The sequence below is a fragment of the Tanticharoenia sakaeratensis NBRC 103193 genome (assembly GCF_000963885.1).
GTDB lineage: Bacteria > Pseudomonadota > Alphaproteobacteria > Acetobacterales > Acetobacteraceae > Tanticharoenia > Tanticharoenia sakaeratensis.
The window spans coordinates 1-19,979 of the sequence record NZ_BALE01000047.1 but is presented as its reverse complement, the minus strand read 5'-3'; the positions used below and the strand labels follow the sequence as shown (position 1 = coordinate 19,979).

At 64.3% G+C, this 19,979-nt stretch carries 22 protein-coding genes and 1 tRNA gene; 11 read left to right on the top strand and 12 right to left on the bottom strand.

Annotated features, from left to right (window positions below; all coding sequences use genetic code 11):
* Positions 1 to 519, top strand: a 519-nt coding sequence (locus tag B8446_RS13525) for a hypothetical protein (RefSeq protein WP_048850487.1), incomplete at its 5' end; no start/stop codon positions are given.
* Between the two features lie 670 nt (positions 520 to 1,189).
* Here the strand turns inward: B8446_RS13525 and B8446_RS13520 are convergent.
* From B8446_RS13520 to mnmE, 5 genes are all read right to left on the bottom strand, one after another.
* Positions 1,190 to 2,065 carry a ParB/RepB/Spo0J family partition protein gene (locus B8446_RS13520; RefSeq protein WP_048850485.1) on the bottom strand — a complete coding sequence of 292 codons (876 nt, stop codon included), beginning with the start codon at positions 2,063 to 2,065 and terminating at the stop codon, positions 1,190 to 1,192.
* Positions 2,065 to 2,832 carry a ParA family protein gene (locus B8446_RS13515; RefSeq protein WP_199484122.1) on the bottom strand — a complete coding sequence of 256 codons (768 nt, stop codon included), beginning with the start codon at positions 2,830 to 2,832 and terminating at the stop codon, positions 2,065 to 2,067. The genes B8446_RS13520 and B8446_RS13515 overlap by 1 nt, the downstream gene beginning before the upstream one ends.
* Positions 2,822 to 3,421, bottom strand: a complete 600-nt coding sequence (gene rsmG / locus B8446_RS13510; RefSeq protein WP_048850491.1) for a 16S rRNA (guanine(527)-N(7))-methyltransferase RsmG — start codon at positions 3,419 to 3,421, stop codon at positions 2,822 to 2,824. The genes B8446_RS13515 and rsmG overlap by 11 nt, the downstream gene beginning before the upstream one ends.
* A gap of 154 nt (positions 3,422 to 3,575) precedes the next feature.
* Positions 3,576 to 5,426, bottom strand: coding sequence for a tRNA uridine-5-carboxymethylaminomethyl(34) synthesis enzyme MnmG (gene mnmG, locus B8446_RS13505; protein ID WP_199484120.1), 1,851 nt, complete (start codon positions 5,424 to 5,426; stop codon positions 3,576 to 3,578).
* Between the two features lie 2 nt (positions 5,427 to 5,428).
* On the bottom strand, positions 5,429 to 6,721 hold the full coding sequence (mnmE, locus tag B8446_RS13500) for a tRNA uridine-5-carboxymethylaminomethyl(34) synthesis GTPase MnmE (RefSeq protein ID WP_048850479.1): 1,293 nt from the start codon (positions 6,719 to 6,721) through the stop codon (positions 5,429 to 5,431).
* Between the two features lie 47 nt (positions 6,722 to 6,768).
* Here mnmE and B8446_RS13495 point away from each other — a divergent pair, with 47 nt between their 5' ends.
* The 3 genes from B8446_RS13495 to B8446_RS16315 all read left to right on the top strand — a co-directional run bounded on the left by B8446_RS13495 (position 6,769) and on the right by B8446_RS16315 (position 8,200).
* A complete protein-coding gene (locus B8446_RS13495; RefSeq protein WP_048850477.1) occupies positions 6,769 to 7,212 on the top strand; it encodes a methylated-DNA--[protein]-cysteine S-methyltransferase in 444 nt (147 codons plus the stop codon).
* Positions 7,213 to 7,359: 147 nt separating this feature from the next.
* The gene (locus B8446_RS16320; protein ID WP_158507597.1) at positions 7,360 to 7,524 is read left to right on the top strand and encodes a hypothetical protein; all 165 of its coding nucleotides are present in this window, start codon (positions 7,360 to 7,362) and stop codon (positions 7,522 to 7,524) included.
* 40 nt (positions 7,525 to 7,564) lie between these two features.
* The gene (locus B8446_RS16315; protein WP_158507596.1) at positions 7,565 to 8,200 is read left to right on the top strand and encodes a hypothetical protein; all 636 of its coding nucleotides are present in this window, start codon (positions 7,565 to 7,567) and stop codon (positions 8,198 to 8,200) included.
* A 229-nt stretch (positions 8,201 to 8,429) separates the two neighbouring features.
* On the opposite strand, the gene B8446_RS13485 is transcribed toward B8446_RS16315, so the two are convergent.
* The 4 genes from B8446_RS13485 to B8446_RS13470 form a co-directional block, all read right to left on the bottom strand.
* Positions 8,430 to 8,942, bottom strand: a complete 513-nt coding sequence (locus B8446_RS13485; RefSeq protein ID WP_048850473.1) for a hypothetical protein — start codon at positions 8,940 to 8,942, stop codon at positions 8,430 to 8,432.
* Positions 8,943 to 8,990: 48 nt separating this feature from the next.
* Complete coding sequence (locus B8446_RS13480; RefSeq protein WP_148506003.1) at positions 8,991 to 9,275, bottom strand: hypothetical protein; 285 nt, start codon at positions 9,273 to 9,275, stop codon at positions 8,991 to 8,993.
* A gap of 279 nt (positions 9,276 to 9,554) precedes the next feature.
* On the bottom strand, positions 9,555 to 9,767 hold the full coding sequence (locus B8446_RS16450) for a hypothetical protein (protein WP_048850469.1): 213 nt from the start codon (positions 9,765 to 9,767) through the stop codon (positions 9,555 to 9,557).
* Between the two features lie 118 nt (positions 9,768 to 9,885).
* A complete protein-coding gene (locus B8446_RS13470; protein ID WP_048850468.1) occupies positions 9,886 to 10,233 on the bottom strand; it encodes a DUF3147 family protein in 348 nt (115 codons plus the stop codon).
* 880 nt (positions 10,234 to 11,113) lie between these two features.
* Between B8446_RS13470 and B8446_RS13460 the strand changes: the two genes are divergently transcribed.
* On the top strand, positions 11,114 to 11,641 hold the full coding sequence (locus B8446_RS13460) for a hypothetical protein (protein ID WP_048850463.1): 528 nt from the start codon (positions 11,114 to 11,116) through the stop codon (positions 11,639 to 11,641).
* Positions 11,642 to 11,914: 273 nt separating this feature from the next.
* On the opposite strand, the gene B8446_RS13455 is transcribed toward B8446_RS13460, so the two are convergent.
* Positions 11,915 to 12,292 carry a hypothetical protein gene (locus B8446_RS13455; RefSeq protein ID WP_048850461.1) on the bottom strand — a complete coding sequence of 126 codons (378 nt, stop codon included), beginning with the start codon at positions 12,290 to 12,292 and terminating at the stop codon, positions 11,915 to 11,917.
* A 758-nt stretch (positions 12,293 to 13,050) separates the two neighbouring features.
* On the opposite strand from B8446_RS13455, the gene istA reads away from it, so the two are divergent.
* Together istA and istB are read left to right on the top strand one after the other, a co-directional pair.
* Positions 13,051 to 14,583 carry an IS21 family transposase gene (istA, locus tag B8446_RS13450; RefSeq protein ID WP_084712343.1) on the top strand — a complete coding sequence of 511 codons (1,533 nt, stop codon included), beginning with the start codon at positions 13,051 to 13,053 and terminating at the stop codon, positions 14,581 to 14,583.
* Positions 14,580 to 15,428, top strand: coding sequence for an IS21-like element helper ATPase IstB (gene istB, locus B8446_RS13445; protein WP_048850458.1), 849 nt, complete (start codon positions 14,580 to 14,582; stop codon positions 15,426 to 15,428). The genes istA and istB overlap by 4 nt, the downstream gene beginning before the upstream one ends.
* A 251-nt stretch (positions 15,429 to 15,679) precedes the next feature.
* Here istB and B8446_RS13440 read toward each other — a convergent pair.
* A tRNA-Ala gene (locus B8446_RS13440) sits at positions 15,680 to 15,755 on the bottom strand.
* A gap of 97 nt (positions 15,756 to 15,852) precedes the next feature.
* Positions 15,853 to 16,515, bottom strand: a complete 663-nt coding sequence (locus tag B8446_RS13435; RefSeq protein ID WP_084712342.1) for a Maf family protein — start codon at positions 16,513 to 16,515, stop codon at positions 15,853 to 15,855.
* A 437-nt stretch (positions 16,516 to 16,952) separates the two neighbouring features.
* Here B8446_RS13435 and hemE point away from each other — a divergent pair, with 437 nt between their 5' ends.
* The 4 genes from hemE to B8446_RS16120 all read left to right on the top strand — a co-directional run bounded on the left by hemE (position 16,953) and on the right by B8446_RS16120 (position 19,799).
* Positions 16,953 to 17,984 carry a uroporphyrinogen decarboxylase gene (hemE, locus tag B8446_RS13430; RefSeq protein ID WP_048850457.1) on the top strand — a complete coding sequence of 344 codons (1,032 nt, stop codon included), beginning with the start codon at positions 16,953 to 16,955 and terminating at the stop codon, positions 17,982 to 17,984.
* A 145-nt stretch (positions 17,985 to 18,129) separates the two neighbouring features.
* Positions 18,130 to 18,825, top strand: coding sequence for an HAD family hydrolase (locus B8446_RS13425; protein WP_048850454.1), 696 nt, complete (start codon positions 18,130 to 18,132; stop codon positions 18,823 to 18,825).
* Positions 18,825 to 19,277 carry a protoporphyrinogen oxidase HemJ gene (gene hemJ, locus B8446_RS13420; protein ID WP_048850452.1) on the top strand — a complete coding sequence of 151 codons (453 nt, stop codon included), beginning with the start codon at positions 18,825 to 18,827 and terminating at the stop codon, positions 19,275 to 19,277. The genes B8446_RS13425 and hemJ overlap by 1 nt, the downstream gene beginning before the upstream one ends.
* 126 nt (positions 19,278 to 19,403) lie before the next feature.
* On the top strand, positions 19,404 to 19,799 hold the full coding sequence (locus tag B8446_RS16120; RefSeq protein WP_148506001.1) for a hypothetical protein: 396 nt from the start codon (positions 19,404 to 19,406) through the stop codon (positions 19,797 to 19,799).
* Positions 19,800 to 19,979 lie beyond the last annotated feature (180 nt).

Sequence of the window (19,979 nt, the reverse complement as noted above, 5' to 3'; positions counted from 1 at the left end):
GCAGATCATGAAGGCCTTGGCCACGACGGCATGCCCCGTCAGGACGGACCGCCGACCCCGCCCGCATCAGAGGCCACGGCCGAAACCGGCAGCACCCCCTTCGTCGCGGACGCACTGGCCCAGCTTCATGCAAGCCATCCGAACGCGATCGTGCAGGACGTGACCCTGAACATGCCCGGCACCGTACGCCTGCGCACCATCCTGCCCGAACGCGGCGCCAATCATCCCGTCATGATCGACAGCACGCCGCGCGGCCTGCGTATCCCCCCCGCCCAGCCCCAGACGCTGCGCGATACCATCCGCGCTGACGCCCATATGCTGCACGAAGCCAATATCGCGGGCCCCGGCTGGTTCGTCCCGATCTGGACGACCCTCATCGCCCTGTCTGGCATCATCCTGATCGGCCTGAGCATCACCGGCACATGGATGACCATCCGCCGTAAGACCAGCACCGCCCGGCTCGTCGACATCGGCGCCGGCGTCCAGACGCTGGAAACCGAAAACGCGAATATCGGGTAAGGCCCGCGCTCAACTGAACGCGGCGCCGCATTCCGCTCCGCCTCGAATTCAGGAATGATCTTCGGCCCTGCAAAACGTCGCAGGTCTTGCCCCGCAAGGATGAGTGCCGTGCGCGGATCAGCCCATCCTCTCAGGCTCTGCTCCCGTCCGGCATGCATCGACGCATCAGTCCCGGCACATCACGCGCGATCCCTGTGCAATGCCAGAGGCCGATCGAAGCAATATCTCTTGAAAAGCCGGACGAACGAAACAAACGTCCTCGCAAGGCGTCCGTCTCTGGCGAAGCAGATATGCGCCGGGAAAACGCGCGCGGGCCGTCAGCCATCCGGACCGGAACCATCTTGCCGAGAAAGGTCTGGCCGGCAGTGCCCCCGGCAACCCTGAGATCCTTCATACCGTGGGGGACCGCTGCTCCAGCAACGCGTCCGCCCGCCCATGACGCCGTTCAGAGAAGACGTCGATATGCACGCCTGATCAGCAGCACGGGATCGAATTGGTCATGCAAGCAACGATCGTCAAACCGATCGAGACCTGATGCTCGCCTTCGCAATCCTGCGCATGCCCCCAGCCGCCCGAAACGCACCTTTGCAGGCGCCGCCCGGCATCTCCGATCATCAGAGAGAACACTGGACGCAGCTTACGCGACCGCCCCCCAAGAGACGGTCGCAGTTCAGCTTCGCAGCTTCGCCAGCACGGAATCGAACTGGTCGAGCGAGCGATAGTCGATCCGGATCGATCCGCCCTTGCCGTCGAACGCGATCTGGACACGCAGTCCCAGACGTCCCGAAAGCTCCCGCTCGAGTGCCGCAATCTCGGCATCCTTGGGCACCGGACGGCTCGCCTCGCGCGGCTTGCGCTTGGCCAGCGCCTCGGTCTGCCGGACATTCAGCTTCTTCGCGATAACCTCGGCCGCGGCTGCAACCGGATCGTCATGCACCAGAAGCGCGCGCGCATGACCCGCCGTCAGCGCGCCTGAACGGACATGCGCCCGCACCTGGTCAGGCAGCGCCAGCAGACGCAGCATGTTCGCGACATGCGGCCGCGACTTGCCCACGGCGCCGGCAAGTTCTTCCTGCGTCAGGCCGTAATCGTCGATGAGGCGATGCAGGCCCTCCGCCTCTTCGATCGCATCCAGATCCGCGCGCTGGAGATTTTCGACCAAGGCCGCCGCCATGGCGTCCCCGTCATCGAGCACGCGGACATGCACCGGCACCTCATGCAGCCCCGCAAGCTGCGAGGCCCGCCAGCGCCGCTCGCCCGCGATGATCTGGAACAGATTTTCCTGCGCCGGATGCGGCCGCACCAGAATGGGCTGCAACACGCCGCGCGAGCGGATCGAATCCGCGAGCTCTTCCAGCGCTTCCTGCTGCATGCCCTGCCGCGGCTGGAACGAGCCGGGCAGCAGCACGTCGACCGGCAGCGTCACCGGACGTGGTGCCTCGACCGCGCCGGTGCTGCGCGATACCCGGTTCAATGTCGGCGCCTGATCGCCGAGAAGGGCCGCCAGCCCCCGGCCGAGCCGTTGAGGCGCGTCCTTCTTCGCCATCAGCCCCGTCCCTTCACTTCACCGGCCAACGCGAGATACGCGGCCGCCCCCGACGACTTCGGATCATACACCATGACCGGCGTGCCGTGGCTCTGCGCCTCGGAGATCCGGATATTGCGCGGGATCAGCGTCTCGAACACCTGGTCTCCGAAGAAGCTGCGCGCATCCGCCGCCACCAGTTCGGAGAGATTGTTGCGCCGGTCGTACATGGTCAGCGCGATCCCGCCGATATGCAGGTCCGAATTGAACGCCCGCCGCACCCGATCCACCGTGCGCACGAGCTGGCTGATCCCTTCGAGCGCAAAGAACTCGCACTGCAGCGGCACCAGAACCGCATCGGCCGCGACCAGCGCATTCAGCGTCAGCATGCCGAGGCTCGGCGGGCAGTCGATCAGGATGTAATCGAAGCGCGTGCCGTACCCTCGCAACGTCTCGCGCAGGCGATACTCGCGCCGGTCCGCGGTGATCAGCTCGATCTCCGCTCCCGCGAGTTCGTTGTCGGCTGCGATCACCGACAGGTTCTCGACCGTGCTGGGACGCGGCAGGCTGGCCGTATCCCCTTCCTGCATGATGGCCGAATACGTCCCGGTCTGCCGCTGGTCATACCCGATGCCCAAGCCCGTCGAGGCATTGCCCTGCGGGTCGAGATCCACCAGCAGAACCCGCGCCCCCTGCGCGAGTGCCGCGGCCAGATTGATGGCGGTCGTGGTCTTGCCGACGCCGCCCTTCTGGTTGGCCACCGCGAAGATCCGCGTCTTATGCTCCATGTTCGCGGCCCTCATCTTTTGGACTGAAATCACGCACCTCCAGAATGACCGAAGAAGGATCGGTCCGGCTCGTCGTAATGGCGTGCGTCATGTGCCATCCGCCTTCCGCGTCGGTCAACTCGTGCGACCACGCGCGCCCCTTCAAAAACAGCGCCCGCCCACCCGGCGCCAGCAGCGGCCGCGACCACGCCAGCAATTGCGGCAGCGCCGCCAGCGCACGCGCCGTGACGACGGGTGCCGGCTCCACCGACGCACGCTCGATCCGCTCCGCCAGAACCCGCGCCCGCACGCCGCATTCGCGCGCCGCCTCACGCAGGAACGCCGCCTTGCGATGATCCGATTCGATCAGCGTCAGGTCGAGATCCCGCACGATGCCCACGATCAGCCCGGGAAAGCCGCCGCCCGAACCGAGGTCGATCACGCGGCTGCCCGGTTCGATCATCGGTGCGAGTTGCAAACTGTCCTCGATATGGCGTGGCCAGAGCTGCGCGATATCCTGGCGGCTGACCAGATTGATCCGCGCGTTCCACTGCGTCAGCAGCGCCGCAAACCGCTCCAGCCGCGCGCGTGTTTCACGTGAAACATCCATGCCTGTGCCCTGTCCCATGCTCAGGGCTCTCCCCTGAAATCTGCCAAGGGGTGCTCACCTTCCGGCCCTCCCGGGATCGGAAAGATGGTCTTCGTGGCTGATCGTCCGTGTCGGGATCGCGGGTCGATGCGCCGACCCTGTTCATGCACAGAGATCACGCAGCCGCCCGTACATGCGCCAGCAGTGCCACGAGCGCTGCCGGCGTGATTCCCGGGATGCGCTGGGCCTGACCGAAATCGGCCGGCTTCGCCGCAGAAAGGCGTTCGCGCATCTCGTTGCTCAGCCCCCCGATGCGGGCATAATCCAGCGTCGCGGGAAGCGTGATGCCGGCGTCGCCTGCGATCTGCCGGATTTCGCGGGCCTGCCGCGCGAGATAGCCGCCATAACGTGCCTCGGTTTCCAGATGCCGTCTGACGCGCACAGGAAGCGCCCCGAACCACGGGGCGAGTTGCACAGCCGCTTCTTCCGCGCCACCCGCGAGCACATCCATCAGTGAGCGCCTGCGTCCGTCGTCGGAGACGGTCATGCCGACCTCGCGCAGGCGCTGCGGCAGGAAGCTCTCGCCGCGCGCCCGGTCGAGAGCCATGTCGATCGCATCGCGATCCGCGATAAATCGCGCGCCACGAACGGCACCGACACACCCGGCCGCAAGCCCGATCCCGGTCAGGCGCAGATCGGCATTATCGGCCCGCAGCGACAGCCGGTATTCGGCGCGTGACGTGAACATCCGATACGGCTCGCTCACGCCCTGCGTCGTGAGGTCATCGATCATGACGCCGATATAGGCGTCCCCTCGCCCCAGCACGATCGGATCACCCGCGCCACACGCCTGCCGCGCCGCATTCAGGCCGGCCATGAGCCCCTGCGCGCCGGCCTCTTCATAGCCGGTCGTGCCGTTGATCTGCCCTGCGAGATACAGGCCCGGCAGGGGCTTGAGCTCGAGGCTCGGCCACAGCTCGCGCGGGTCCACATAGTCGTATTCGACCGCATAGCCCGCCTGCGCGATCACGGCGCGCTCCAGGCCCGGCATGGTGCGGATCAGCTCGATCTGCACGTCTTCCGGCAGGCTCGTGGAAATCCCGTTCGGATAGATCAGGTCGCCGCCGGGATGGTCCGGCAATGCTTCGGGCTCGAGAAAGACCTGATGGGAGTCTCGCTCCGCGAACCGCACCACCTTGTCCTCGATCGACGGGCAATAGCGCGGCCCGCGTCCGGCGATCGCCCCGCCATACAGGGCGGAGCGCGCCAGGTTGGTGCGGATGACCTCATGCGTCTTCGGCGTGGTCTGCGTAATCCGGCACGAGATCTGCGCGGTCGTGATCCGGTCGGTCAGGCGCGAGAACGGTTCCGGCTCGGCATCGCCACGGTCTTCCGGCAGAGCCTCCCAGTCGATGCTGTCGCGTCGGATGCGCGGCGGCGTGCCGGTCTTCAGGCGCCCCATGCGCAGACCCAGAGCCTCCAGACGCGCACCCAGGGCGCTCGCCGGCCCTTCGCCGATCCGCCCGGCCGGGGTCTGCACATGCCCGGTATGGATCACACCACGCAGGAAAGTGCCGGATGTCAGAACGACCGCCCCGGCCCTGATCGCGCGTCCGTCCGCACAGACCACGCCACAGACCTGCCCTTCCTCGACGATCAGGTCCTCGACCGCGCCTTCCCGGATTTCGAGATGGCTCTGGGCTGCCAGCAGTTCGGCGATGGCCGCGCGATAGAGCCCGCGATCGGCCTGCGCGCGCGGGCCATGGACGGCCGGGCCCTTGGAGCGGTTCAGCAGCTTGAAGTGAATGCCGGCGCGATCCGCGGCCATTCCCATCAGCCCGTCCAGCGCATCGATCTCGCGCACCAGATGACCCTTGCCGATGCCGCCGATGGCCGGGTTGCAGGACATGGCGCCGATCGTCGCGATCCTGTGGGTCAGCAGCAGCGTGCGCGCGCCGGTGCGGGCGGAGGCCGCCGCCGCTTCGCAGCCCGCATGGCCGCCACCGATCACGATCACATCGAACATGCTCACTTCCCGATACAGAACGACCCGAACACGGCCTCCAGCAGGTCCTCCACCCCGACCGCGCCGGTCAGGCGGCCCAGGGCCCGCATGGCCACCCGCAGCGCCTCGCCGCGCAGCTCCGGCCAGGCCGCGCGCTCGGCCTCCGCCAGCGCATCCCGCGCTTCGGTGATGCCGGCCCGATGGCGCGCCCGGGTCAGTGGGGCAGCACCCGCACTGTGCGTCAGGCGCGTCACCCGTATCGCGAGTTCAGCCTGTAGAGCGCCCAACCCGGCCCCCGTCGTCGCCGAGATGCCCAGCACGCCGTCCGGTGCCGGATGGAGGTCGGTCTTATTGCATACCGTCAGCACATCTTCCACCGGAACATCGGCGAGCGGCGCGGGTCGATCGGGCTCGGTATAGAGATGCACGACGAGGTCGGCCTGTTTCACGTGAAACATCGCCCGCCGGATGCCTTCGGCCTCGATCGCATCCTCCGTTTCGCGGAGCCCGGCTGTATCCGTGATGACGGCCCGTTGACCGCCCAGATCGAGCGTGACGGAGATCGCATCGCGCGTGGTGCCGGCGCGATCGGTCACGATGGCAGCGTCCCTGCCCGCCAACACATTCAGAAGGCTGGATTTTCCGGCGTTCGGCGCGCCGGCGATCACGATGGAGATCCCGCGCCGCACGAGTTCGCCGCGATGTCCGTCGTTCAGATGCGCGTCCATCTGGGCCCGGAGATCGGCAATGCCCGTCAGAAGACGGGCCTCGACCTCCGGTGGCAGGTCTTCATCCGGGAAATCGATCAGGGCCTCCTGATGCGCCAGAATGGTGCGCAGACGCTGGGCCCAGTCGTCATAAAGCCGGGAGAGCGCCCCGTCGCCCTGGGTCAGGGCCTGACGGCGCTGGGCGCTGGTTTCGGCTTCGATCAGATCCGCAATGGCTTCGGCCTGCAGCAGATCGATCCGGCCGTGAGTGAATGCCCGACGTGTGAACTCCCCGGGTTCGGCGGGGCGCGCGCCGAGCGTGACAAGCGCATCGGCTACGTCATGTTCGATGGCGGGCCCTGCATGCAGGTGGAGTTCGAACCCGTCCTCGCCCGTGTAGGAGCGCGGACCGGGCAGCCAGAGGACGACGGCATGGTCGAGCACGTCCGTGCCGTGTCGCAGCGTCCGCAGCGAGGCCAGACGCGGTGGCGGGAGCCTGCCTGCGATCGCTTCGAGGATCGGGCCTGCCTTGGGGCCGCTGACGCGCAGGATCGTAATCGCGGCCCGACCGGCGCCCGTGGCCCGCGCAAAGATGGTGGCGTCGCTCATCCGTTGCCCTATAGCGGAAAGCGCAACTCCCGCCCAAGGACTGATCCATGCCCCAGCTTTCCATGCATTCGCCTCTCGGTGCGTTGACCATCAGCGAGGACGAAGGCGCCATCGTGGCGCTGGATGATGGCTGGGGACGCGATCAGGAAGAGACACCGCTTCTGATCCGGGCGCGCGACCTTCTGGAGCGCTATTTCGATGGGGAGGCCGTGGTCTTCGATCTTCCGCTGGCGCCGTTCGGCACGGCGTATCGGCAGCGTGTCTGGGCGGCGATGCGGGACGTGCCGCATGGCCAGACCACGACTTATGGCGAGCTGGCCGCGCGGATCGGCGGCAGTGCGCGGTCGATCGGCGGGGCGCTGGGAGCCAATCCGATCCCGATCCTGATCCCGTGCCACCGGGTTCTGGGCAAGTCGGGAATGGGCGGATTTTCCGGATTTGGCGGCGTCGAGGACAAGGTGGCGTTGCTGACGCTGGAGCGCGGCGCGTAATTCGTCTCTTAGGGCCGCGGAAAAGGATCGGCCCGGTCTTTTTTCAGATTTTCGAAGGTCGGAGCCGTCGAACGGGATGCGCGACGAACGCGGTCTGATTGCCCGCTCTCAGCCGTCTCCGGGCAGGCGCCGGATCGTGGTCAGGGCGTGCGTGAGTTCTGCCTGATCGAGGCGCTGAACCAGGGTCTCGACGGCTGCCTGGTGCCTGTCATTCAGGGCGCCCTGTATCGCGCGCTCGGCTTCGTCCCGTATCAGCAGATCGAGGCTGTTGTGGTCTGCGCGTCTACCAGCGAAAGCGAATACCGCCCGTGATGGCGGCGGAGCCGGCGGGGGCGCCGAGGCGCGTATCCCTGTGGCCCGTGAACAGGTCGGCGACGAGATCGAGGCCAGGAATGGCATGGACGGGGTAGGCCAGCGTTGTGGTCGTTCCGTGATCCAGGGCAATGGGCGAATTCGTGGTGGTATCGATCCTGAACGGGCCGAGATGGATGGCGTCCTGCCGTCGGAGGGCAGCAATTTCAGCAGGCGTGACGGCGGAAATGCGACTGAAATACGTTTCCTGAAAAGTGATTTCCTTTCTTGTGAAGTTCGGACTTGTTTCGGACTGGATTGCGCGGCGCGCAGGATGCTTCGGCATGAAATAGACGGCGTTTCCGGGTTCAGCCTCGGCGCGGGCGAACAGGATGCAGAACAGGGCGGCGATTTTCGGTACGGGATGCATGCAAGGACCTTAGATCGCGGCAGCTCCGACCTGGCATCACGTTCTGCATCGTTTCGTTACAATGGGGCTGCTTCCGTTTGTGCTGGCAGGTCCGGTTCCGCGATCTGTCTGACGGCCGGTCGGCGGGTTTCGGGCCAAGCTTTTGCAGGCGGTTATTGCGCGCTGAAAGTTTTGGCTGACGGCCAGGTGAAGGCGAACGAACCTTTTCCAAGGCTGGTTTTTGTTTTTACGGAACGGGTTTCGCTGGTGGAGAGATGCGTGGGCTAACCTCCCCCCCGCCCGGCATTTTGTAGTGCTCGATATTTATTTTCTTTTCTCCGTAGCGGTTTTTCCGGTTCATACCCATCGCGCAGCAATCTGCATGACGCCTTTCGAGGCTGCTGTCGTATTGCAGGATTTTCCGTACAGGCCGTGCGGGACTGGCGGGCCTTATTAACGGGATTTCAAGGAAGAGCGTGTCAGGAAGGGGATGGGTGGCTGGAAAATACGGGGGCGTTCAGTGTGGCGACGGCGGGGGTTTACGATGTTCGGGCGGCCGCGGCATGGCATCGGGCGGGTGATCGGGGCTGAATACGATGGTGATCGTGGTGCCGCGGTTGTCGGTTTTCTGCCCGGTGGCATTGAAGGCGATGATGCCGATCGTCAGGGCGAGGCCGCCGGTCGCGGTACGGCTGGCGTTCGTTGCGAAGGTGATTTCGTTGGGGCCGATCGGGCTGATATCGGCCTTGTCTGAGGGTGCCGGCGAAAAACAGGGCGGCCCGCCGGTGTCCTGCTGACGACGCAGGCCTTCGTCGAGCGCCAGCAGGGCCTCGGTCAGGCCGGTGGAACTGGCGTTGCCGGCAGCCGTGGCGGCGCTGGCATCGCCGCCGGTTGGATATTCGGTGAATTGCAGGGTTTCGGTGCTGGTCGTGTGGCGCGACAGGCTGGGGCTCGTGCCGATCGTGATGCCGGTGGAGACCGGGACGGTGCCGGTCACGCCGCCGGTCAGGGTGCGATCGGTCGAGACCACGGCCGAGAGCGTGACGCTCCTGACCGTGAAATGTCCAGTCAGTGCCGGTCATGTGTCCGACTGGCCCGGCAGGGCCGACACTCTGGGGGCCGGTGGCTTCGTCAGTGTGACCGGTGATTGTGGGAGCACGAAGGACACGACGGGGCGCGCGTGGTTTCCCGGTGTCAGGCGTGGCGCCTCGGCTGCGGGCAGGCCGCGGACGGTTGCGTTGTAGTAGGCGATCTCGTTCCGGATTTCCGTCAGGATCGGGCCGATCTGGCTGATATCGATGACCTGCACTTCCGCTGACGGGGGCGTGGTGCACGCACCCGGAGCGCCTGTCAGCAGGATCATTGCGGCCAGCCGTGCCGCGGACCCGGAAAATGACCCAAGGGATCGAATAAGCCGGGCGGGCTGACGCATGACGATCGTGCTCTTCGCTTTCACTCGCAGGGAGGCTATCGGTTTGCCTCTTCCATGTCATGAGCGAAAGCCGAAGGCGCATGTGTCCCCGGGCGGTATCGTCGCCCGCCGCGTCGTCAGGCGAATTTCAGGGGTGTCTGGCCGTGCGTCGCCTCATGGACGGCGTGCGGATGGCACGCCGGGATTACCGGTATGCCGGCGTCAGGCGGGTCACATGCCTCCGTTCATGCCCCCACCCATTCCACCGCCGCCCATACCCATTCCCATGCCCTGCCCGCCCATGCCGTTGTGGTGATGGGTCGTATTCTGGGGATCGCTGTTGTCGTAGGGACCGTCGTCGGGGCCATCACAGGCGGAGAGCGTGATGGCCAGGAGACCGCCGATCGAGGCGGCGAGGATGGTCTTGAAGATGCTTCTGGTCATGGCTGGCTCCCGATACTGCTGCGATCGTAGAGGCTCCATGTGATCGGGTCGTGGCTGTCGTGTAACGATCAGTATGCGCGTCTTTCGAAACGCAAGGCCCCGTTCGGGCCGTGGCGTTTCAGAGCGGCAGGCCCAGTTTCCGACCGATGATCGTGGTGGCCAGGTAGAGCACGACGGTCAGCAGGCATCCGCCGAGGAGCGCCGCGTGAAACGGCGTGCCGTGGCGCATGGCCCAGGGAATGGCCAGGAACATGGGCAGTGACGGGATCACGTACCAGAAGGTTGCGGTGACGTGGGCCTGCATGCGGATCGGGTCGTGCGTTTCCTGCCAGAGCCAGAGCATGCCGAGGACGGAGATCAGGGGCAGGGACGCGATCAGGGCACCGATGCCGGGATAGCGCCGTGCGACCGTGGAGACGAGGGCGATGATCAGGCCGGACAAGGCGGTCTTGACGAGGAAGAACATGGACACTCCGGAGGATGCGGATGGTGTTGCAGCGCGTCGGCGGCGCTCTGTCGAGTTTTTTCGGGGAAATGGGGGGCAAAGCGGAGGTCGAGGCTTGAAACCCCAGGGTCGGCTCAGGGCCGCGTGACGGGAGCGGTCCTCCCATGCGGGACGTGGCAGCGGTTCGATATCTCGTCTTTCCCTGTTCAACGAGACAACGGCTTTGTTTTTTCCGCTTCGTTGCGTCGCTCCCGGTTTACCGGTCGCATGACGTGCATCCGGTACGGGGAGTTGTCGGTTCCTTGTTCGGATTTGCGGCCGGATGCTTCCCTGAAGAAGGCGTGGTCATGATGCGCACCGTCTATGCCACCTGACAGGCACGGCTTCTGCGGCCGGAATTTCGGCGTTTTCGGCCATGCGGTTTTTCAACATCGGCTTAAGGCAGCTTGGGGCTCTGCATCTGCGGAGACCTGCAAGGTTTACGAAGGGGATGCGGCGCTTGAAATGCCGCTGATGCAGGTCAACCGACGCATTGCCGCGGCAGATGTCCGATCCGGCATTCGGCTGCGCCCTGTTTTCCGGCGGCTTTTGTCATGGCGCCGCGAATAAATGGGCACGTCGCGACCTTATGATCCTGCAGCAGGACAGCATCAGGCGTGGGCCGGCGTCCTGCATGGCACAGCGGTGTTATTGCCTGCTCCACGATGCCATATCCGGACGATCGAGCGCTTATGACCGACGCGTGACTGCCTTTCTGACGCCTCTTTCATCCGGCATCGGATCATATCCGCGAAGCCGGAAAGGCGCAGGGCAAACCTGAACGGTAACTCATTGTTGCGTCTGCACCTTTGCAGCCAGACAGCATTTCTGCCAGCTGACATGCAAGCAGGTCGCGGATTTCATGGAGGGCAAGATGGTCATTGCTGCGTCGCCACCGCCGGATTCAGAAGAAGTCATTGCTCATGGCCGTCTGACGGATAACGAGCTTCTGGCGTTTTATCGCTCGGAAATCCGCTTCGAAAGCGAAGTCGTCAATGGTCGTCTTCAGGCGCTGCTGGGGTCGCAGGCGTTTCTCGTGATTGCCTATGCCACCGCGATGACGGGTTCGACGACGCGCTGGGGCGACCGCATGGTGCTCCTCATTCCCCCGCTGCTGTCGCTTCTGGGCTTCATGCTCGCGCTCATGGCCCTGCCCGGCATTCTTGCCGGATATGCCGCCATCGGCAAATGGGAGGAGAAACAACGGGCGCTGCACTGCCGTTGTCCGAACCTGCGGGAATTTACCCTGGCTGCCAGCGATGACGAGACGCGGGACATGATGCGTCGCGGCCAGCGGGGCGCGCTTTTCGCGCATCAGGCGCCGTTCGTTTTCCTGGTCGCCTGGACGGTGTTCGGCCTGATCCCGTTTTATCTCTATCTGCATCTGTAATCTGTATCGCACGCCTTTTCGGAAGCCATGACGGGCGCGCAGGGAAAAATTCCGGCATTTTATGCGGCTGTGAGCGGCGCTCGGAAAGCCGGGCGAGGTGCAGGCACGACCAATTGAGCGATGATGCGGTCGTTTCATTCCAGAGCGATGTCCAGGGAGACCGACGGTCTGTCGAGACGATCGATGCATGGTCGCAAGTGCGCCGGACGTTCGAGACCTTACTCTCGAAACCCGCCTTCGGAGCGATCTGCCTGTGCGACGGCAATGCCCTGATTATGGCTGCGGGGCCGGTCCCCGTGCATCGCGCTGACGGATCACGTGCTTTACTGTCATCTCGATAGCCAGGGCGGCAACGCCGATCTGGACCTTTTCGGACACATGCCTTGCGCAGAACCTGTCGATGTAGGCCGAAATGCGCTTCGGTTCGGTGTCCATGGGCGCGGTATTCCTGGCGCCGGCATAGGCCACCATCTGCCCCAGGAAGCCGCTGGCCTGCGCGATCTCGATGTTCCGGCTGTTTCCGCCGTGATGCTGCGCCGCCTGCCAGGTTCCGCAACCATCGGCTGCCATGTCCGCGCCGACCTGAGGGCTGTTCCAGATCGGCAGTTCGGCCGCCTGGACCTCGCTCATGCCGGTTGCAAGCAAAGCCATGGTGGCGGCCTTCCAGCAATGCCTCATAACTGACCAACGCTCCTTCGATCGTGCACATGGACGAGCGTGCAGCATGCCATCATCGCGGTCCTGTTCGACAGTGGGCACTGTAACCACCCCTGCCGTCCTGCGTTGGACTTCGATCCCGCACGGAGGTGAAGCATGTCTGCCACTGACCCGCTCTCCTTCATGCACGCGGCCATGCCGGATGACCCGCCTGCCCCGATGTCCCCCGTTCCTGTTCCCGGATCGCCGGTTCCTTCTCCCGGGCCGGATCCTGCTGCGCCGCCTGTGCCCGGGCAGCCTCCGGGTGGTGTTCCTCCCATGACGGAGCCTGCGCCGGGCTCGGAGGACTGGCCCTAGGCCGAAGCCGGAGGCCGCGTGGATGGTCCTGCGGCGCGGTGCTGGTTATTCGCTCGATGAGCCGTGAGGTGTTCGATGCGAACGCCGCGTCTCCGACCGGTTGCTGCTGCGGGCGGCTGTTTGGGGACGCGGATCAGGAGGGTGGCGTGGTGTCGGGACGGGTGAAAACCGGATTGTCTGAAAGGCCCGAGAGGCCGGTTCGATGGCAATCATCGCGCATCAGTGCGGCGCGACAATCAGGATGAGAAATGCGTCGAACAGGATGAGAATCCTGCTGGGGCATGGCGGAGGGCGTAGCCCGTAGCCATGCCCCAGCAGGGGCGCCGTCCCGAGGATGGCGTGGATGGTCGTAGTCGGCCCGATATTGGGAATTTCCTCACCTGGAGGAGTTGCCAGTGCCGGGGCGTCCTATCAACGATCATCAGGTGAGACTCTACATGACCACCCGACACCATCTTCCTATTCCGGCCGCGGCCGCGCGGGCTGGGATCAGTCTGGCAACAGCGTATCGCATCGAGCGCGATCCGTGCTTGCCCTCACAGAAATACACACCGCGAGGTCGGCGCCGGCCCGACCCGTTGGCCGATATCTTCGATGCCGAGATCGTGCCGATGCTGCAGGCCGCGCCGGACCTGCGTCCGGTGGCGGTTTTCGCGGAAATGCAACGCCGCCATCCCGATCTGCCCGATTGCGTGCGCCGGACCATGGAGCGGCGCATCCGCCACTGGCGGGCCCTGCATGGCCCGGAGCGCGACGTGATCTTCCGCCAGGAGCATGAGCCCGGCCGGATGGGGCTGTCCGATTTCACGGTCATGGATGATCTCGGCATCCGCGTTGCCGGGGCACTCCTGTCGCACCGGCTCTATCATTTCCGCATGCCCTTCTCGGGCTTCGAGCATGCCCATGTCATCCTTGGCGGCGAGAGCTACGTCGCCCTGGCCGAGGGACTGCAGAACGCGCTTTGGGCACTGGGCGGCGCGCCGCGCGAGCATCGCTCCGACAGCCTGTCGGCGGCCTTTCGCAATCTTTCCGCCGAGGCCCGCGACGACCTGACCCGACGCTATGACAGGCTCTGCGCCCATTACGGGATGGAACCGACGCGCAACAATCGCGGTGAGGCGCATGAGAACGGCGCGATCGAGAGCGCGCACGGCCATCTCAAAAATACCGTCCGCGACGCGCTACTGCTGCGCGGCAGCCGTGAGTTCGCAAGTCTTGGCGATTATCGGCGCTTCGTGGACGAGATCATCGGCCGCCACAACGCCCGCCAGACCAAACGCATCGATATCGAGCGTGCTGCCTTGCAAAAGCTGCCGGCACGACGCACCGGTGAGGGGGAGGAACATGTCGTCATCGTCACCTCTTCCAGCGGCTTCATGCTCAAGCGGGTCTTCTATTCCGTGCCCTCACGCCTGATCGGCCACCGTCTGCGCGTACGGCTGTTCGACGACAGGCTCGATCTGTTCCTCGGCGGCACACCGCTGGTGACGCTGCCGCGCGGCCGTCCGCGCTCCAAGGACAGGCATGGTCACGTCGTCGATTATCGGCACGTCATTCATGCCCTGCGCCGCAAACCCGGCGCTTTGATGGGACTGGTCTACCGGGACCAGTTGTTCCCGCGCGAGGCCTATCGCCACATGTTCGCGTTTCTCTGTGAGCATCAATCCGAGCGTCTGGCCTGCAAGACCATGGTGGCGTTGCTCGCGCTCGCGCATGAGCGGGCCTGCGAGGCGGAACTGGCGATCATGCTCGACGCCGACCGCGTGGCAGAGCGTCTGCCCGATCTCAATGGCCTGCGGGCACGATTTGCCCCTGATCCCGCCACGTTGCCGGATGTACATATCCAGGCCGTGCCGCTGATGGACTACCAGGCGCTGCTCGACAGCCCCATGATCTGGCCAGTGACCGGGGCGGAGTGCGTGGCATGACTGGCAGCACCAGCGGTCTGGCGATCGATAGCGCGCGCCTGAGCCTCATCCTCAATGAACTCCGCCTGCCGGCCATGCGGCAATTCTGGCCGGATTTCGCGCAGCGCGCCGACAAGGAGGGATGGCCGGCCGCCCGTCTCCTGGCCGCTCTGGCCGAACACGAACTCGCCGAGCGCGACAGGCGCCGGATCGAGCGGCACATGGCCGAAGCCCGTCTACCTCCTGGTAAAACAATCGACGGGTTCGATTTCGACGCCGTGCCCATGATCTCCAAAGCCCAGGTCATGGCGCTGTGCGCCGGTGAGCCCTGGCTGACCAGCAGCGCCAATCTCATCATGTTCGGCCCGCCAGGCGGCGGAAAATCCCATCTCGCCGCCGCCATCGGCCTGGCGCTGGTCGAGCGCGGCTGGCGCGTGTTGTTCGTCCGCACGTCCGATCTCGTCCAGAAACTGCAGATCGCCAGACGCGAGTTGGCGCTCGAGGCCGCCATCAATCGCCTCGACAGATATCACCTCCTGATCCTCGACGATCTCGCCTATGTCGCCAAGGATCAGGCCGAAACCTCGGTGTTGTTCGAACTCATCTCCGCCCGATATGAACGGCGATCCGTACTGATTACCGCCAACCAGCCCTTTGCCGAGTGGAACAAGGTCTTCCCAGACCCTGCCATGACGCTCGCCGCCGTCGATCGCCTCGTCCATCACGCCACCATCCTGGAGATGAACGTCGAGAGTTACCGTCGCCGAGCCGCCCTCGAACGAAAGCGAAAAGCCGGGCGCCCACCCGCCAGAATGACGGCACACGAACTCGAAATCCACGCCAGCGACAATCAGCCCGCAACATAGTCCTTGCCAGCGTCAATCAGATCGCGCTCTGATTGACGCGCCGCGACAATCCATTCTCATCCTGATTGACGCGCTCTCTCACCCAGATTGTCGCGCTACACGCATCAGAGCATCTCGCGGGCGTTCGCCTGTCTGAGGCAGGCTGTCGCTGATGGCGTCACGTGAAACCGCGTTCTATCGCAGATATCAGCGCGAGACGGAGACGCGGTGCCGTTCGGACCGGTTGGTGCTTGCGGATTTTCAGGGAAAAGTGGTGGAGCCAATCGGAATCGAACCGACGACCTCCTGAATGCCATTCAGGCGCTCTCCCAACTGAGCTATGGCCCCATCCGTTTTCAGCCGCCCGTTTGGGTTCGGGCGGTTTGTGCGCGCCGTATAGCGGGGGCGGCGGGGGCTGGCAAGAGTGAAAACGGCGGCCGTCGCATCAGCGCGGCAGTTTGCCGATCGTGCGCAGTATCCCGAGGAGCGGCAGCAGCGGCAGGCCGAGGATGGCCGTATGGTCGCCGTCGATGCGTTCGAAGAGCTGGATGCCCGGCCCCTCGAGGCGGTAGGCGCCGACGGTCGTCAGCATCGTCTCGCCTTCCATCTCGCAATAGGCGTCGAGGAAGGCGGCACTGACGTCGCGCATGTGCAGGGTCGGACGTTCGACATGCTGCCACAGGATGTCCGGGCCGTGGTGCAGGACGATGGCGGTATGGAGCTGGTGGGCGTGGCCGCGCAGCATGTCGAGATGGGTGCGGGCTTCGGCCCGGGATCGCGGCTTGTCGAACAGGGTTTGCCCGCAGCGCAGGATCTGGTCGCAGCCGATCGTCAGGGCGTCGGGATGGCGGGCGGCGATGGCGGCGGCTTTCGCGTGGGCCAGGGTGAGTGCGAGGCGATCCGTGTGGTCGGCGGTGACGTCCGGCGTGCCATGGGCGCGTTTGATCGCGTCTTCATCCACAGGCGCGGGGTGGATTGCGATCGTCAGGCCGGCGTTGCGGAGCAGGGTCTGGCGGATGGTGGATCCGCTGGCGAGAATGAGGTCTGTCTCCGCCGTAATGGCGGTGTGGGGCCGGTCTGCGGCATCAGGCGGAGGGACTCGGGTCATGATGCGGGGTCCTGTCTTTGGGGTTCATCCGGAGTCGGGATCGTTCAGGTGATTCGGGGGCTGTGGACGAATCCGTACACAGGCTTGGGGTACCGGGTACAACGCCTGGGGTACGTGGGGACTGTACGAGGCCGAAAACGGACCCGTACCGAGTACCGTGGACGACTCGTCAGGTTCGGTGAACGGGGGGTTGTACACAGGCAGTCGGGGGATGAATGGTGGATGGATTGCTGGACGCCTTGATCCACCGCGAGTCAGAAGTTGTACACAGTGTGGGAAAGTCGGGGTACGTTTTTGGAAAGGCGGGTACCCCGGTACCCACAGGCCCTACTGTCCTCCTCAAACCTTCTTTCTCTCTTTCTTTCATTTTGAAGGGTGCGTGACCGGGGCGCGGGATTGGAGTATCGCCATGATCGTCGGTTGGGAGCGAGAGAACGTTGGGTCATTCGGAGAAGCCGTTGCTGAGGGCGCTGTCGGGCGAGGCCGTCTGGCCGCCACCGATGTGGCTCATGCGTCAGGCAGGACGTTACCTGCCGGAATTCCGGGCGCTGCGTGACCGGGCGGACTTCCTGACGCGGTGCATGACGCCGGACATGGCGGTCGAGATCACGCTCCAGCCGATCCGGCGTTATGCGATGGATGGCGCGATCCTGTTCTCGGACATTCTGGTCCTGCCCTGGGCGATGGGGCTGAGCCTGGAATTCATCGAGGGTCGTGGGCCGGTCATGTCGCCGGTGCGATCGGCGGCCGACGTGGACAGGCTGTCGCCCGGGCGGGTGGCGGAGGTCACGGAGCCCGTGCAGGAGGCGTTGCGTCGGCTTGCGGTCGAGCTGCCGTCCGAGACGACATTGATCGGTTTTGCCGGCGCGCCGTTCACGGTGGCCTGCTACATGGTCGAGGGCGAGAGCGCGCGCGAGTTTCCGACCACGCGGTCGTTCATGCTGCGCGAGCCGGCCGTGTTCGATCGGCTGATGGCGATCCTGACGGAGGCGACCGCCGAGATGCTGGTGCGCCAGATCGCGGCGGGTGCGGAAGCCGTGATGCTGTTCGACAGCTGGGCGGGCCTGCTGCCGCCGCCTTTGTTCCGGCGCCATGTCATCGAGCCGGCGCGGCAGATCGCGGCGTTCATCCGGGCGCGCTATCCCGATGTGCCGCTGATCGGCTTCCCGCGTCTGGGCGGGGTGATGGTGGCCGAATATGCCGAGAACACGGGCGTGGATGCGCTTGCACTTGACGGGTCGGCCGATCTGTCGGTCGTGCGTGGCATGCTGAAGACGCCTGTGACGCTGCAGGGAAATCTCGATCCGCTGATCCTCAAGGAAGGCGGGGATGCGATGGTGAAGGCCGCGCGTTCGATCCGGGATTCGATGCGGGGGCATCCGCATGTGTTCAACCTCGGGCATGGCGTGGTGCCGCAGACGGATCCCGAGCATGTGGCGGCGTTGGTGCGGGCTGTCCGGGACGTGTAGGCTTCGGGGGCTCGGACTCACCGGCGGGCGTTTTTTCGGAAACGTGCTGGTCCGTGGGTGAAGGGGATTTGCCTCCTTCCGGGAACGGGACAACGTGCTCCGTGAAGCGCCTTTGCGAAAAATCCTTCGGCAAAGAGGAAAAACCATGAATGCGCTCGACCCGAACGGCCAACTTCGCATGGTCATTTTCGACTGCGACGGTGTGCTGATCGACAGCGAGGGGCCGTCCTGCCTGATGGTGGCCGACGTTGCGCGGTCCTATGGCATGGACGTGCCGGACGCCGAGGCCGTGCCGCGTTTTGCCGGCAAGGCGCTGGATACGGTGCGGCGGGAGATCGAGCGCGCGACGGGGCGTGTGCTGCCGGATGATTTCCTGGCGGTGATGCAGGCGCGGCTGGTGACGCTGATGGAGGCGCAGGCGGAGCCGATCGACGGGGTCGAGCGGATGCTGGACGGGATCGTGGCGCTGGGCCTGCCGTTTCGCGTCGGGTCGAATTCCTCCATTCCGGAAATGGTGGCGAAGTTCGCGCGGACCGGGCTGTCCGGCTATTTCGAGGACAACGTGCATTCCGCGCGTGACATGGGCCATCCGAAGCCTTCGCCGGCCGTCTATCTCCATGCGGCGGCGGTCGAGGGTATTACGCCCGAGGACTGTGTGGTGATCGAGGATTCCGATACCGGCGCGCGGGCGGCGGAAGCGGCCGGGATGGCGTGCGTGATGCTGCGCCATGGCGCGAGCCCGCTGCCGGATCTGCAGGGGCTTGTGCGGATCGAGCATCTGGACGAGCTGGTGCCGCTGCTGCGCGATACGCTGGAGCGTCAGCGGGCCGCGCGCGTCTGATGGACGCGCTGGTCGGGCTTCTGCCGTATTCCCGCTGGATCCTGGCGGTGCATCTGATGGCGGTGATCGCGTGGATGGCCGGGCTGTTCTATCTGCCGCGCCTGTTCGTCTATCACTGCCAGGTGGCGCCCGGCTCGACCGAGGACGCGCGGTTTCAGACCATGGAGCGGCGTCTGCTGCGGGCGATCATGAACCCCGCGATGATCGTGGCCGTCGCGTGCGGTGCGCTTCTGGCGGCGATGCCGGGGTTGATCGACTGGTCGGCCGGCTGGTGGTGGGCGAAGGTGGTGTCCGTCGTGCTGATGCTGGGCTTCCACGGCATGTGCGCGCGCTGGCGGCGCGGCTTTGCCGAGGGGCGGAATGCCCGGCCGGAGCGGTTCTACCGGATGGCGAACGAACTGCCGACGGTGCTGATGGTCGTGATCGTGGTGGCGATTATCGTAAGGCCTTGAGGGGCGGTTTTGGGGGGGGGAGCAGACAGTTCGCACTCTGCAATTGAGAAATTTTCTTGTATTTTTAATCTTCTATTTTATAATACGGGAATAAATATAATATCTTTATAAGAAAGTCATACATTTATGAATTTATCAGAATTAGAAAGTATCTTAGCTACATCCCGTCAAGATGACTGGGTAGTCAACGATGAGCATGGGGTATTTTCTTATAAAAAAGATCTAAATCTGTATATAAAACGTGCTGAATTTGAATCGCTTAGAGCTTTTAATGAAGCTTGGGCAACATCTCACCCAGACCCAAGGGCATTTTCTGAAGAATATACCGTTTATTATGGGCCTGCAGCTATAAAAAGCATCACTCTGGTTTCAGTAGACGGGCATAGAGCTACCTTGCCTATGCCGAAATCTGCGACTGATCTGCGTGTCAATTTTGCAGATGTTAATTTCGCAAAGATCGTTGATGTTGGGAATAGGGTAGATGAGTATCTAATGCGGTCTGGAATTCAAATTGTTTGGTAACCGAAAATCTCCCAAAAGTTTTTTTGATTATGTCAAACAATCGAAGCCTAGAAGCATTAATCATAGAATGCTCAGCAAGGACGATTTTTTGAATGGGTCTGTAGCGCAAATCGAATTTAATATTGAGGGCAGTGATTCTAGAGCGGCTCCACTGAACGCTGATTCTGTGGCGTGACAGGA